The following is a 13,927-nucleotide window of genomic DNA, read 5'->3' as shown; positions in this document are numbered from 1 at the left end:
TCTAATACTGTCCTTTCACATTCATTTCAAGGCTGTATAGGGCATCCATGGCAGTGATGAATAAGGTTTTATTCTCTTTTCCTCCAAAAGTGACATTTGCCGTCCATTCCTTTTCCACGGGAATGTGCAGTAACTGTTTTCCCGTATGGTCGAAAACTGTCACTCCATTTCCTGTTAAGTAGATATTCCCTCTTTCGTCTATGGTCATCCCGTCAGATCCCAGTTCGGTCAACAGGGATTTGTTATGAAGGTTACCGGCTTCGGCGATGGTATAAGACCAGGTTTTATTGTCACCTATGTCGGCGACATATAGAATTTTCCCATCAGCAGTACCTATGATCCCGTTTGGTTTTACAAGATCTTCCGCAGCTATGGCAGGCACATTTTCCCCGGGAGATAAGTAATAGACCCGCTCTTTTTCAATAGGCTGCTTACTGTGCTCCCAATAAGGACGTTGATAATAGGGATCTGTAAAATAAATTCCGCCGTTTTGAGCGATCCAAAGGTCGTTAGGACCATTCATTCTTTTTCCTTCAAACTCTCCCACGACAACGCTAACATTTTTATCCTCGTCAATCTTCCATAATTGCGAATTCGCATCTGCACAGGCAAAGAGATTCCCTTTCTTGTCAAAAAAGAGTCCGTTGGCGCGGCCTGCATCTTCCATGAAAACTGAGAGCTCTTTATCTTCTACATTCCATTTCATGATACGGTTATTTGGTTGATCTGTGAAGTAGATATTACCTTCTGCGTCGGCGGCAGGACCTTCCGTAAATTTAAAACCATCGGCTACCAAAGTGAGGTTTGCACCTTCGGCAATTAATTCTTCCTTTGAGTTACAGGAATTGGTGAACATTGCAGAGATTAGTAATATAGCGACCTTATGGAGAGATTTCATTTTCTTAGTTTTTCAAAATGGTTTCTATCTGGTTCAGTTGTTTTTTACTGAACTCCAAATTTTCCAAAGAATCGATATTTTCCTGCAACTGTGAATCGGAGCTTACCCCTATAAGTACTGTAGTAATTCGCTTATCCTTAAGTAACCAGGCTATTGCCATTTGTGCCAGCGTCTGGTTTCGGCTCTTTGCAACTTCATCCAGGGCTTTGACCTTTTCCACGAGGTGGGGAGTGATCTTGTTCCTGTCCAGATAGCCACCTTCAATGGCAGCCCGGGAATTGGAAGGGATCCCGTTTAGATATTTTCCTGTAAGTATTCCCTGCTCCAGGGGCGAAAAAGCAATACTACCCAGACCTTCTTTTTCAAGAGTATCAAGAAGTCCGTCTTCCACCCAACGGTCAAGCATGTTGTAACGGGGTTGATGGATCAAAAATGGGGTTTTAAGATCCTTTAAGATCCCGGCTGCTTTAGCCGTTTCTTCTGCTGAATACTGGGATATTCCCACGTAGAGGGCTTTTCCCTGTCTCACGATCTGGTCAAGTGCCCCCATGGTTTCCTCCAATGGAGTATCAGGATCTGGGCGGTGATGGTAAAAGATATCTACATAATCCAGGCCCATTCTTTGCAGAGATTGGTCCAGGCTAGCGATAAGGTATTTTCGGGAACCGAAATTTCCATAAGGTCCCGGCCACATATCCCAACCAGCTTTTGTGGAGATCAAAAGTTCATCCCGGTAATCTTTAAAGTCTTCCTTAAAGATTTTGCCGAAATTACGTTCTGCAGAACCATAGGGGGGACCATAATTGTTTGCAAGGTCAAAATGGGTTATTCCGCCGTCAAATGCTTTGCGCAATATCTTCCGGGCGATTGAAAAGTCGGCAGTATCTCCGAAATTGTGCCATAACCCCAACGATAAAAGTGGTAGTAAAATTCCGCTTTTTCCGCAGCGGCGATATTTCATTTTTTCATAACGGTTTTCGGCCGCTGTATAGGTTTCCATAGTTTAATTTAGATTGAGGAGTTCGCGGTAAAAAGGCAGAAGTTGTTTGGCCATTATTTGATGGTCCTTTATACCTGGATGGCCGGAGCAACCTTTTAGGTTCATTTTTTGAAATTCAAAAACTTCAACAGGTTGATCTGCGAATTCTGCTTTGATCTCATTTAGAATTTTGGTCAATTCCTTTCCTTCTTCCTTCCCGGTCATTGGGCTGGATAGAAGGGCAATTTTTGTATCGGGATAGGTCTTGAAAATAGTTTCTATAAATTCTATATAATTTTTTTTGAATTTTTCCGCCTCGAAGCTTTGACGTTCACTTTCTTCATCTCCTTTAAAAAAATCATTGGTTCCCAGGGCGATACTAACGAGGTCAGGGGCATCTTCTTTTTTTAATTCGGCTCTCTTCCCTTGTCCATCATTGAGGTATAGATAAGGATAGACCTTGGGCATTGCAGATTGATCTTCATTATTCCAATTTCTATAAACACCAATGCCCGAGACACAGTTCAATTCAAAATCTACGTCCAGGTCTCTGGCAACCCTGGTTCCATAGGACATATAAGCACTGTGCTGGTCAAACCATTCGCCTTCCTCACAATTTATCTGGCTGGTATCGACGCCCATTCCACAGGTAATTGAATCTCCAATAAATTCAATTTTTGCCCGCTTTTCTTCCCTGGTCTTCTCGATCTTCTGAGCTCTCATTCCATTGAAAATGAGTGGTCCGTTAGCAGCTTCCGTTTCTTTGAAAATGGCTATGGTATTGAGAGTGTCAGGCTGTGGCAGGGCAAATTTCAGGGTGTCTTTTGTGACCCTGAACCGTCCCTTGTATTCCTGATTCAATTCTACCGCTACATAATGATGTTGTTCGTCCTTACTTTTAAGAAAAACAGTCACTGTGTCTCCGGAAACATTCGCTTTGACTGAAGCCGCAGAGGTGATAAGTTCCACACCCTCAGCCGTGTTCAAGGTTCGCCCTGAGTAGGTGAAACTCTTATGCTTTGCTTCGAAATATTGATTCTGAGGTTGTTGTTCTGACTGGCAGCTAAAGAAAAGAACTGAAAACAGGGAGAAAAATATGAGGCGCATTTATTCATGATTTGAATAAGCCTAATTTACGGTTTTCCTGCAAATCCTTTTTTACTGATGACGGTATTTTTAAAAAGATAAATGTCCGGAACCTGACCGGACATTTATTGAATTCTTTTCTCAACTATCTTTCATAGATCTCATCGTACAGGTTTTGATAGAGTTTGATGATGTTCCTTCTTTTAAGTTTCATTGTTGGGGTGAGGTGATCTCCTTCGATACTCCATACGTCGGGGGTAAGCTCAAATCGCTTTATCTTCTCCCAGCTCCCGAATTTTTGGTTGTAAAAATCCACTTCTTCCTGGATCCTGTTGATGACTTCTGTATTATTGATCAACGCATCATTGGTGTCACCAACCTCAATATGCTTGCGGTGTGCCCATTCCCTAAGGAATTCAAAATTAGGTTGAATAAAAGCAGCAGGCATTTTCTCTCCTTCCCCAATTACCATGATCTCATCAATGAAACGAGACTGTTTCATTTGATTTTCAATGACCTGAGGCGCAACATATTTTCCTCCCGATGTTTTGAACATCTCTTTTTTACGATCAGTGATCTTCAGGAAGCCATCCTTGTCTAGTTCCCCAATATCTCCTGTATGGAAATAACCATCGCCATTAATGACTTCAGCGGTCTTTTCCGGGTCCTTGAAATAGCCTTTCATTACGTTAGGTCCTTTGGTGAGGATCTCTCCGTCTTCAGCGATCTTGACTTCAACATCTTTAAGGACCCTACCTACGGTCCCAATCCTAAAGCCATGATTTCTCTGGTCGTTAACCGAGATCACCGGGGAAGTTTCCGTAAGTCCGTATCCTTCCATCACGGGAATTCCTGCTGCCGCGAATACCCTTGCAAGCCTGGGCTGCAGCGCAGCACTTCCCGAAACGATCAATTCGATATTTCCTCCAAGGCCTTCTTTCCATTTTGAAAAGATCAGTTTTCTGGCAATGTTAAGTTTAGTCTCATACCACCAACCATTCGCACCGTAAGGTTCATACTCCAATCCAAGTTCAACTGCCCAGAAGAATAGTTTTTGTTTGATGCCGCCCACGGTAGATCCTTTTGCAATGATCTTGTCATATACCTTTTCCAGAAGACGGGGAACTGCAGAGATCACATGGGGTTTAACTTCTTTCAGGTTATCACTAATCTTTTCAATGGATTCAGCAAAATGAATAGATACACTGTAGTACTGATAAAGGTACAGAATCATCCTTTCGAAGATATGGCAAACCGGCAGGAAGCTAAGTGCAACATAAGTTCCGAAGTCAAAAGGAACACGTTCTGAGCTCAGCAATACGTCACTAACAATATTTTTATGGGAGAGCATTACGCCTTTAGGCCTTCCGGTAGTACCCGAAGTGTAAATAAGGGTTGCCAGGTCATCTTCTCCTACTGCCTTTTTACGAGCCTCTACTTCATCCTGGTTAGACTTATCTTCTCCCATTTTCAGGATCTCACTCCAATTATCACATCCCGGGATCTCATCAAAAGAATACACTCCTTTTAAGGAGGTATTGCCTTTAATTTTATTAAGTTTCTCAAGAATCTCTGCATCTGAGACAAAACAGTAAATAGATTCACTGTGGTTGATCACATACTCATAATCTTCTTCAGATACTGTAGGATAGATGGGAACATTTTGTGCTCCCGTTTGTAAAAGGCCAATATCAAGTACGTTCCATTCTGTTCTGTTGGTAGTAGATATTACCGCTACCTTGTCATTGGGCTGTATTCCCAGTCTGAGAAGGCCCCGGCTAACCGCATTTGCCTTGTCAATATATTCCTGAGAAGAAAGGGCTTCCCATTTCCCATTGCGTTTTGTCACCAAAGATTTTTCCAGTGGGGCATTTTCAAGCTGGAAGTATGGAAAATCGAATAGTCTTTTAATTTCGGTCATTTACTATATTGTTAAAATCAACCCTGCAAAATAGGAAAAGGAACAGCGATTTCAAATTGAATTTTTTAAAATAATAAAATTTTACTTATTTATTTATTAATACCATTCTTTTCTTCTAATAATTCCTCATGATTAAGTATTGCAGTTTTTAAGTTTAAAAAAATTTTATTAAGCCGCAGGATTAATAAAACATGAAAGAAATATGGGTATATATTGTTGAAAATCAAGGGTTTTCACCCATATAAATTTCTATCAGGAAGACCTATATTGGGTTGTCCAAAAAATCACCGACCTAACCTCCACTTTTTATATGCACTCCTAAAGTCAGGAATTCTTTCTGTCTAAGGAGTTTTTGTGTACGTAATCAACCATTCAATAAATATTAATTAAAACCATCCAGTTATGAAAAAAATGAAAGTGTATCTAATGGGATTGACAATTCTAACACTTATATTTTCTTCCTGTAGTAAAGAAGAGAATAAAATTGACTCTGAAACTGATAAGGCTACCATATCCTTTAGCGCCATAGTAGAAGATCTGGCCAGCAAATCAACTAATAGGCAATCAATTGCTGATATTCCGGTTTGTTCAGATGATTCCCCTGCCTATGTTGAGATCATCCTTATGCAGGGTGAACTCGAAATAGTTGGTTCTGCCGGCGACCCCTTTAGGGTAGACCTTGTGATTGGGCAATTATTTACCCAGGAACTTGAACTTGTTCCCGGCAATTATTCCCTTGAGTATTTTTCAGTCTACAACGCCGCAGGAGACCTTATCTGGCTTGCGCCAATGGAGGGAAGCATTCTTTCCGAATTTGTTGACAAAGTCCTGCCATACGATATCAGCCTGGGTGCAGGGGTGAAAAAATATGTTGATGTTGAGGTTTTATGTTATGATGATCGGGATGTAAACGAGTACGGTTACGTCTTTTTTGAATTTGATACGACAGAGACTTTTGAATACTGCTTCTTTGCAAATTACTGTGGAGAAGATGGACGTCATTATCCTGCACGTTATTCAGTTGATATTACTATTGATGGAGAGCCGGTTGTTTCCGGGGCGACCAATGTTACAGGAACCAATGGAGATGGAGACTGGTACGCTGAACCATTATGCTTGCATCTCCCTGATTACTCCGAATATGATGACGATGAAGAATATCTGGATTACACTATCACTTTACTTGACTGGGAAGGAGTATATGATGCTCCGGAAATGAGCTTCTCAGGAAGCCTGAGTAGGGAAGATGTAATGCAAAATTTTGACGGTGATACTGATGTGGATTATCACCATTTCAGATTTGGTTGTGAAGAGAGCGAATTGCCAGAACTTCCAAATTTTGATCCCGCTAATTTCTCTAACCCTACAAACATTACCAATCCTTATTATGGTCCATCTGCATACGCATTCTATGAGTATGAGGTCTTTGAAGTTGAAGATGGTGTGATGGGTTCTGAAGCGGTAGAGCAAATAATGATTGAGCGAAGAACCGAGACCAAAGAAGTCATGGGGATAACCACAGTGATCCAACGAGATGTAGTGAGGGTCGATGGAGTCATTGTTGAGGATACAGATGACTGGATTGCCCAGGATGATTCCGGAAACCTATGGTATATGGGGGAACTTTCTAAGAATTATGATGAAATGGGAAACTTTTTAGATACTGAAGGTTCCTGGGAGGCGGGAATAGATGGTGCTCTTCCCGGCTATTGGTTACCCGGAGATCCTTCTTTAGGACAGTTCTATTATCAGGAATATTACGAGGGTGAAGCTGAAGATTTTGCCGAGGTCGTGGCTTTAGACGAAACAGTGATCATCGATATGGGAACATTTGAAAACGTTTTGGTGACAAGAGACGTGAATCCCTTTGAACCCAATGTTTATGAACTAAAATATTATGCGCCGGGAACCGGTTTGATCATGGAAGAAGCGTATGAAGACGGTGAACTTGTTGAAGTCGTAGTCCTAACGGCAATAGCAATGGAATAATGAACCTAAATAAGCAAAAGCTCCCGATGTTAAAGGTCGGGAGCTTTTTTATTTCAGTTTCTATTGGTGCTTTTCCAGCCATTTTCTGGCATTTACCAGGGCTTCTATCCATGGTGAAACTTCGTCTTTTCTGTTCTTTGGATAACTTGCCCAGTTCCATGGGAAAGTGGAGCGCTCAAGGTGCGGCATCATAGCCAGGTGCCTGCCGTCATCACTTACTATCATCGCTGCATTATAATGAGAGCCATTGGGGTTAGAAGGATAGGTTTCATAACCATATTTCCCTATGATGTTGTAGCGTTCTAACTCATAAGGAAAACTGAATTTTCCTTCCCCATGGGCCGCCCAGATCCCTAATCGGGTACCTGAAAGGGAATGCATCATCACCGAATTGTTCTCGGCGATTTCCATAGAAGTGAAGGTACATTCGAATTTATGGGATTCATTGTGCAGCATTTTTGGTTTCTGCTCATGATTGGGATGTAATAACCCAAGTTCCATAAATAGTTGACATCCATTGCAAACTCCAAGGGAAATGGTGTCCTCTCTTGCGAAGAAATTATCAAGAGCGTTCTTTGCTTTCTTGTTATAGAGGAAGGCTCCTGCCCAGCCTTTGGCACTTCCCAATACATCTGAATTAGAGAATCCTCCCACGGCAGCAATAAATCTTATATCTTCCAGGGTTTCCCGACCTGAAATAAGGTCGGTCATGTGCACATCTTTCACGTCAAAACCTGCGAGATCCATGGCATATGCCATTTCCCGTTCAGAATTTGATCCTTTTTCCCTGATGATTGCGGCCTTTATGCGAGGTTTCGCCGCATCGACTTCGGGGAATTTTCCACTGAAATTCTCAGGGAACCTGAAATGAAGAGGCTGGTTCGCATAGTTCTTATAACGTTCGGCTGCATTGTCTGCCCCGCTTTGTCTTTGATCAAGCAGGAAAGAGGTACGGGACCAGGTATCACGCAGTTGCGGAATATTGAACTGCAGCGTTTGCCCTCCATTCTTTATTTTCAGGATCTTTCCTTCGGAAGCTCTTCCTATCTTAAAGAATTCAACCTGCTGCTCTTTTAAAATTTCTTCTACCGAAGAATCCTTTGCCTGAAATACAATTCCGCAGTTTTCTGCAAATAGCAATTTTACATTGTCTTCTTCCCCAAGTTCTGAAAGATCAAGGTTTGCGGCAAGATCTATATCTGCAAAACACATTTCCAGAAGGGTAGTGATCAAACCGCCCGAAGCCACATCGTGCCCCGCAAGGATAAGGTCTTTTCTTATAAGGTCCTGGATAGCATTAAATGCCGTGGAGAACTTTTTATCATCTGTAACGGTGGGTGCCTGGGTTCCCACCTTGTTCAGGATCTGAGCGAAGGAAGAACCTCCCAGTTTAAAACTATCCTGGGAAAAGTTAAGATAATAGATATCACCCCCTTCTTTATGCAACACAGGTTCAACCACTTTTTTGATATCCTCACAGTGTCCTGCTGCCGAAATGATCACCGTACCCGGCGCCAGCACGTTGCCGTCTTCATAACGCTGCTTCATGGATAAAGAATCTTTTCCGGTAGGGACATTTATTCCCAGGGAAATGGCAAAATCTGACACCCCCTGCACGGCTTCATATAATCTTGCGTCTTCACCCTCATTGTTACAGGGCCACATCCAGTTCGCAGATAAGGAAACAGATTTCAACCCCTTTTCGAGAGGGGCCCATACAATATTGGTGAGTGCTTCGGCAATTGAATTCCTTGATCCCGCTACGGGATCGATTAGGGCAGAAACAGGGGAGTGACCAATTGAGGTCGCCACCCCTTCTTTTCCTTTATAATCAAGAGCCATTACGCCGCAGTTGTTCAATGGCAATTGCAGGGGACCTGCAGTTTGTTGTTTAGCCACCTTTCCGGTCACACAGCGGTCCACTTTGTTTGTTAGCCAGTCTTTGGAACCTACCGCTTCCAGTTGCAGCACCTGGTCGAGGTACTTATGAAGGTTCTCGATGTAATATTCTATTTCTGAATATTTCCGGTCTACAGTTTTGTCCTTCATTATCATCTTTGGAGAACTGCCAAACATATCAGCCAACGCCAGGTCCATAGGTTTAATACCGGTCTTTTTACTCTCAAATGTGAATTGATGATCTTCAGTAACCTGTCCCACGGCATAAAGAGGAGTACGTTCCCTTTCGGCGATCTTTTGCATTTGCCCCAGATCCTTTTCAGAAATGATAAGTCCCATTCTTTCCTGAGACTCATTTCCAATGATCTCTTTTGCTGATAGGGTAGGATCTCCCACCGGTAATTTATCCAGGTCAATGTTTCCTCCGGTTTCTTCAACCAGTTCGCTAAGGCAATTCAAATGTCCGCCTGCCCCGTGATCGTGAATAGAGACTATTGGATTTTCATCTGCTTCCACCATGGCGCGAATGGTATTCGCGGCACGTTTTTGCATTTCGGGGTTGGAACGTTGTATGGCATTAAGTTCTATTCCACTGCTGAATTCTCCTGTGTCTGCTGAAGAAACGGCAGCTCCGCCCATTCCTATGCGGTAATTCTCACCACCCAGAACCACGATCTGGTCCCCTTTTTTCGGGTGACCTTTTATGGCCTGGTCGGCTTTGCCATAGCCAATTCCTCCTGCCATCATGATCACTTTGTCATATCCCAGTCCCCGACTGTTTTCCTGGTGTTCAAAAGTGAGGACAGAACCGGCTATTAGCGGCTGTCCAAACTTGTTCCCGAAATCTGAGGCTCCGTTGGAAGCCTTGATCAAGATGTCCATGGGCGTTTGGTATAGCCATGGCCTTTCTGAAAAAGCGTTTTCCCAGTTCCGGTTTTCTTCGAGACGGGAGTAAGAGGTCATGTAAACGGCCGTACCTGCAAGCGGTAAGGAACCTTTTCCACCGGCCAGCCTGTCCCTTATCTCTCCTCCGCTTCCGGTAGCAGCACCGTTAAATGGTTCTACGGTCGTTGGGAAATTGTGGGTTTCGGCTTTCAGGGAAATGACCGAGTCAAAATCAACTTTTCTGTAATAGTCGGGTTTATCTGCAGTCTTCGGGGCAAACTGCTCTACCCGGGGACCTTTTATGAAGGCCACATTATCTTTATAGGCAGATACGATCTCGTTAGGATTTTCTTCCGAAGTTTTCCTGATAAGTTTAAAAAGGGAAGAAGGTTTTTCTTTCCCATCGATCACAAAGGTGCCGTTAAAGATCTTATGGCGGCAGTGCTCTGAGTTGACCTGGGAAAATCCGAAAACCTCAGAATCTGTAAGTTTTCTGCCAATTCTCTCTGCCAGTTTTTCAAGATATTCTATTTCTTCTGAATTCAAGGCAAGTCCTTCTTTCTCATTATATGCAGCAATGTCATCCACATACATCACAGCTTCAGGCTCAATGTCAATGGTGAAGATCTTTTGATCCAGTCCGTCGTACTTCTGGGAGAGCATGGGGTCATAGTCTGAATAACGTGAATCTACCTCAATGAACTCCTCAATACGACGAATCCCGTCAATTCCCATATTTTGGGTTATCTCAACCGCATTGGTACTCCATGGGGTGACCATGGCCGCACGAGGCCCAACAAAAAAATCTGCCATGGCAGATTTTTCTAAATATTGTGCATTTCCAAAAAGCCAGTTTAATTTGACTATGTTTTCAGCCGAAAGGTCCTTATGCGTATCAACCGCATATACCTTATTGGGTTTGTTTCCGAAGAACAGGATCATTCTGTGAGGTTTAGTGTGTTGTTGTAAGGAAGCAAATTTACATTTTTTAAAACATTTGAATGCTTCCAAAAAATAAAAAAGCCACCGGAAATTTGATATACCGATGGCTTCTCTGGAGTGAGGATTTTTAGGTGTTAAAGGCTTCCATAGCCTTCTGTTTCCTCGTCGTCATATGTTTCCCACTCATCAATAGTGAAGGTGGTGTTTGGTTTTGTAATACTCGATTTTCTTCGAAGGTTTACATCTGCTGCAAAAACCTCCCCTCCTTTGAATCCAATCATATCGATCAATACGCCGTCTTTAAAAAGTCCAACAGGATCATTCCCGTTAAAGTTAACGATCTGGTGATCTGTCAATACATCGGCAGCGTCTAAAAGTCCGGGATATTCAGCCCCATCGTTGACGATCACAAGTACCTCACCTGCTGCAAGGGTGCCTTCCAGCTGGAATTCATTTTCCCAGTCTTCTTTTTCGTTTGTGATCTTCATTAAAGTATAGGTTGAAAGGTCTACTGCTTCTGCTGTAGGGTTGCCAATTTCAAGTGCTTTGTTGAAACCCCATTCCCCTTCGGTATATTCTGAAATGAGGATATCTGCAGCTACTGCATTTTCGTCAGTTTCTTCTTTGGTCGTGGCGTCTGTTGAAGCACTCAATTCTGAAGTGTTTCCATAGATATCCCTTGCCTTCACCGCGAATGAATACGTGGTCAAAGCATCAAGCCCGGCCAAAGTATATTCGGTGGTGGAAACGGTTTGATAGAACTCCCCGTTAATATAAATGTCATAACCTGCTACTGCGGCATTGTCTGTAGACGCGTCCCAGGTAAGAGTGACAGAGGTTACCGATACTGCAGAAACACTAAGGTTCTGCGGAACAGAGGGCGCTTCGTCATCTGCCGTGGTAGTTCCCTCAACAACATCGCTGGCATCTGATGTATTTCCGGCTGAATCTGCAGCTGAAACCGTAAATTCATAAGTCACGCCGGGTTCAAGACCTTCAACAGTTAGTGAGGTTGAGGTTACACTGGTGTAGAAATCTCCATCTACCATTACATTATATTTCGCTACGCCAACATTATCACTTGAAGCTTCCCAGGTAAGGTCAACGGTCTCAAATGAAACTTCATCTACCGTCACGTTCTGTGGAATAGAAGGAGCTTCTTCGTCTGCTTCTTCTGCCTCTCCATCCCAACGATTGTCAGCTTCTTCACCTCCCCAGATCCTGGTGGCCAGGTGCGGATTGTCAATGAACGGATTCCTGTTACCCTGGGCATCTTCGATCACCTCATTACGCTGCATTTCAAAAGCAGACACAGGGTCCTCAACATTCCATTCCAGGAAAAGTTCAAGACCACCTACAGGCTCAAAAGGTTCATCATAACGCAAGTTCATGTACATGACCATACGGGCAACATCACCACGCCATTCGTCTCCCGGATAAAATGAATTATCCTGAACCAGTTTATACTGCCCTTCACCGTCTGTATACGGGTAATTCATTCTTAACTCGTTTACTTCGATATCAACAACCCTAAGGATGTGAAGATCGGCAATAGCGTCACCTTCCAGCATAGATTGCGGGTAAACGTGTTCGGTATTAAATGTTTGCGGGCTGTAGGAGTTGCTGCCAGACTGGTATTCTCTTTTGTCCCTGCTTTCTCCTGTGTAGATAAGCACAACATTCCCTGAATTATTAAAGTCTGCATCTGCATTGTAGAGGTATTGGTGCCTGCTTCCGTAACCTAAAATATCCGTGTGTTTTTCAATAGTATGGACTGCAAGTTCTTCGTGAAGTTTATCCTCTTCAAGATTAAAATCAACGTCTGCATAATAGTCTTCAAGAGCTGCAGGAATTTCATAATAACTTTCCACAATTGGTGGTTCCGGATCTGGGTCTGGTTTTACGGGATCCCCGCCGCCATCATCAGAACTACATCCTGCCAGGAATAAAATCGTCAAAAAGGGTAAATAGAATGCTTTTTTCATTTTAAGGGTTTAAAATTATTTAGAATCTAATTATTAACTGCAAAACTAAAAGATAATTCAAAAACAAGTGGAGATTTGCTTCGGAATTAATTTTTCTCCAACAGTGCCATATAAAATCCGTCAAAACCGGTTTCGCTGGAAAGGATCTTCTGCTCTTTCTTCATGCTGAAGCTTTTTCCTTCCTCTGAATCCAGGAACTTCCTGACCTGTTCTTCATTTTCTGATGGCAGAATGGAACAGGTAGCGTAGACCATTTTGCCGCCCTCTTTTACAATTTTAGAATACTGCTTAAGAATCTCCTCCTGGGTTTGTTTAATTGTTTCCAGGAATTCTGGTTGAAGTTTCCATTTTGCGTCAGGATTACGGCTTAGGACTCCAAGGCCGCTACAAGGTGCGTCAATAAGAACCCGGTCTGCACTTCCATAGAGCTTTTTAACCACTTTTGAGGAATCTATAACCCGCGGTTCAATATTGTGAGCCCCGGCCCGTCGTGCACGGCGTTTAAGTTCCTTTAATTTATTGTCATAGATATCTGTAGCGATCAATTGCCCTTTATTTTCCATTAAAGCAGCAAGGTGCAGGGATTTTCCGCCGGCGCCTGCACAGGTATCTACCACGCGCATTCCCGGTTCTACCTCAAGGAATTCTGCAACCATTTGAGAGGAGGCATCCTGGACTTCAAAAAAGCCGTTTTTGAAGGCTTCTGTTCTAAATACATTCGCCCGCTCCTTCAATTGCAGGGCATCGGGGTAATCTTTCAAAAATTCGGTTTCAATTCCTTCTTTTTGAAGCTCCTGCTGGAGCTTTTCTTTGGAAGTTTTTAAAGTATTTGTTCTGAGAATGACCGGGGCCTGTTGATTGAGCGCGTGAAGTTCTTTCTCCCATACCTCTTCTCCCAGTTCCTTTACTCCCAGCTCATCCAGCCAGTCTGGCACAGATTCCCTGTACTTTCTGATTTTGCTCAACTCATCAAATTTTCCTTTGATGCGGCGGGTAGGAACAGGTTCTATTTGTTTCCAGTCAGGAATTTCAATTCCTCTCAGGGTTGCCCAAACGGCAAATAACCTGAAAAGGTTTTCTCGTGAATAGGGAGCCTTTACTTCAGCAATTTCTGAATAAAGGCGTTTCCAGCGTACAATGTCGTAAGTAGTTTCAGCAATAAAACTCCGGTCTCTTGCTCCCCAACGTTTGTCGCGTTTGAGGGTTTTAGCGATCACCTTATCGGCGTAGGCTCCTTCATTAAAAATTTCTCCAAGGGCATCAACGGTAGCAAAGACCAGATTTCTGTATAAGCGCATAAAAATATTTTAAAGCTGCAAAGGTACGGTTTTTAAACTACGGAA

The 13,927-nt window shown here is 42.9% G+C and carries 8 protein-coding genes; 1 reads left to right on the top strand and 7 read right to left on the bottom strand.

The window, feature by feature from the left end:
- Window position 1 precedes the first annotated feature (1 nt).
- The 4 genes from ACFSTG_RS14330 to ACFSTG_RS14315 all read right to left on the bottom strand — a co-directional run bounded on the left by ACFSTG_RS14330 (window position 2) and on the right by ACFSTG_RS14315 (window position 4,884).
- Window positions 2–898 carry an SMP-30/gluconolactonase/LRE family protein gene (locus ACFSTG_RS14330; protein ID WP_380754586.1) on the bottom strand — a complete coding sequence of 299 codons (897 nt, stop codon included), beginning with the start codon at window positions 896–898 and terminating at the stop codon, window positions 2–4.
- 4 nt (window positions 899–902) lie between these two features.
- Window positions 903–1,898 (bottom strand): L-glyceraldehyde 3-phosphate reductase, encoded by a 996-nt coding sequence (gene mgrA, locus ACFSTG_RS14325; RefSeq protein ID WP_380754583.1) that lies wholly within the window; start codon window positions 1,896–1,898, stop codon window positions 903–905.
- A 3-nt stretch (window positions 1,899–1,901) separates the two neighbouring features.
- Window positions 1,902–2,984, bottom strand: coding sequence for an SGNH/GDSL hydrolase family protein (locus tag ACFSTG_RS14320; RefSeq protein WP_380754580.1), 1,083 nt, complete (start codon window positions 2,982–2,984; stop codon window positions 1,902–1,904).
- Window positions 2,985–3,108: 124 nt separating this feature from the next.
- Window positions 3,109–4,884: an AMP-dependent synthetase/ligase gene (locus ACFSTG_RS14315; RefSeq protein WP_380754577.1), complete on the bottom strand. Its 1,776-nt coding sequence runs from the start codon at window positions 4,882–4,884 to the stop codon at window positions 3,109–3,111.
- Window positions 4,885–5,286: 402 nt separating this feature from the next.
- Between ACFSTG_RS14315 and ACFSTG_RS14310 the strand changes: the two genes are divergently transcribed.
- Entirely contained in the window at window positions 5,287–6,873 is a 1,587-nt protein-coding gene (locus ACFSTG_RS14310) for a hypothetical protein (RefSeq protein WP_380754574.1), read from the top strand.
- Window positions 6,874–6,933: 60 nt separating this feature from the next.
- Here the strand turns inward: ACFSTG_RS14310 and purL are convergent, their stop codons facing one another.
- The 3 genes from purL to ACFSTG_RS14295 form a co-directional block, all read right to left on the bottom strand.
- Window positions 6,934–10,599, bottom strand: a complete 3,666-nt coding sequence (gene purL / locus ACFSTG_RS14305; protein ID WP_380754572.1) for a phosphoribosylformylglycinamidine synthase — start codon at window positions 10,597–10,599, stop codon at window positions 6,934–6,936.
- Window positions 10,600–10,733: 134 nt separating this feature from the next.
- Window positions 10,734–12,584, bottom strand: a complete 1,851-nt coding sequence (locus tag ACFSTG_RS14300) for an endonuclease (protein WP_380754569.1) — start codon at window positions 12,582–12,584, stop codon at window positions 10,734–10,736.
- A gap of 86 nt (window positions 12,585–12,670) precedes the next feature.
- A complete protein-coding gene (locus ACFSTG_RS14295; RefSeq protein ID WP_380754567.1) occupies window positions 12,671–13,882 on the bottom strand; it encodes an RsmB/NOP family class I SAM-dependent RNA methyltransferase in 1,212 nt (403 codons plus the stop codon).
- Window positions 13,883–13,927: the final 45 nt, after the last annotated feature.

This window comes from Salinimicrobium flavum, from assembly GCF_042684505.1.
GTDB lineage: Bacteria > Bacteroidota > Bacteroidia > Flavobacteriales > Flavobacteriaceae > Salinimicrobium > Salinimicrobium flavum.
Note: the sequence above shows the minus strand (reverse complement) of the source record. Positions and strands in the feature narration are given on the sequence as shown.

Bases quoted from the DNA above. Each gene is read 5' to 3' on its own strand.
- ACFSTG_RS14320 (WP_380754580.1), bottom strand. From the start codon at position 2,984: ATGCGCCTCATATTTTTCTCCCTGTTTTCAGTTCTTTTCTTTAGCTGC.
- ACFSTG_RS14300 (WP_380754569.1), bottom strand. From the start codon at position 12,584: ATGAAAAAAGCATTCTATTTACCCTTTTTGACGATTTTATTCCTGGCA.
- purL (WP_380754572.1), bottom strand. From the start codon at position 10,599: ATGATCCTGTTCTTCGGAAACAAACCCAATAAGGTATATGCGGTTGAT.
- mgrA (WP_380754583.1), bottom strand. From the start codon at position 1,898: ATGGAAACCTATACAGCGGCCGAAAACCGTTATGAAAAAATGAAATAT.
- ACFSTG_RS14315 (WP_380754577.1), bottom strand. From the start codon at position 4,884: ATGACCGAAATTAAAAGACTATTCGATTTTCCATACTTCCAGCTTGAA.
- ACFSTG_RS14295 (WP_380754567.1), bottom strand. From the start codon at position 13,882: ATGCGCTTATACAGAAATCTGGTCTTTGCTACCGTTGATGCCCTTGGA.
- ACFSTG_RS14330 (WP_380754586.1), bottom strand. From the start codon at position 898: ATGAAATCTCTCCATAAGGTCGCTATATTACTAATCTCTGCAATGTTC.
- ACFSTG_RS14310 (WP_380754574.1), top strand. From the start codon at position 5,287: ATGAAAAAAATGAAAGTGTATCTAATGGGATTGACAATTCTAACACTT.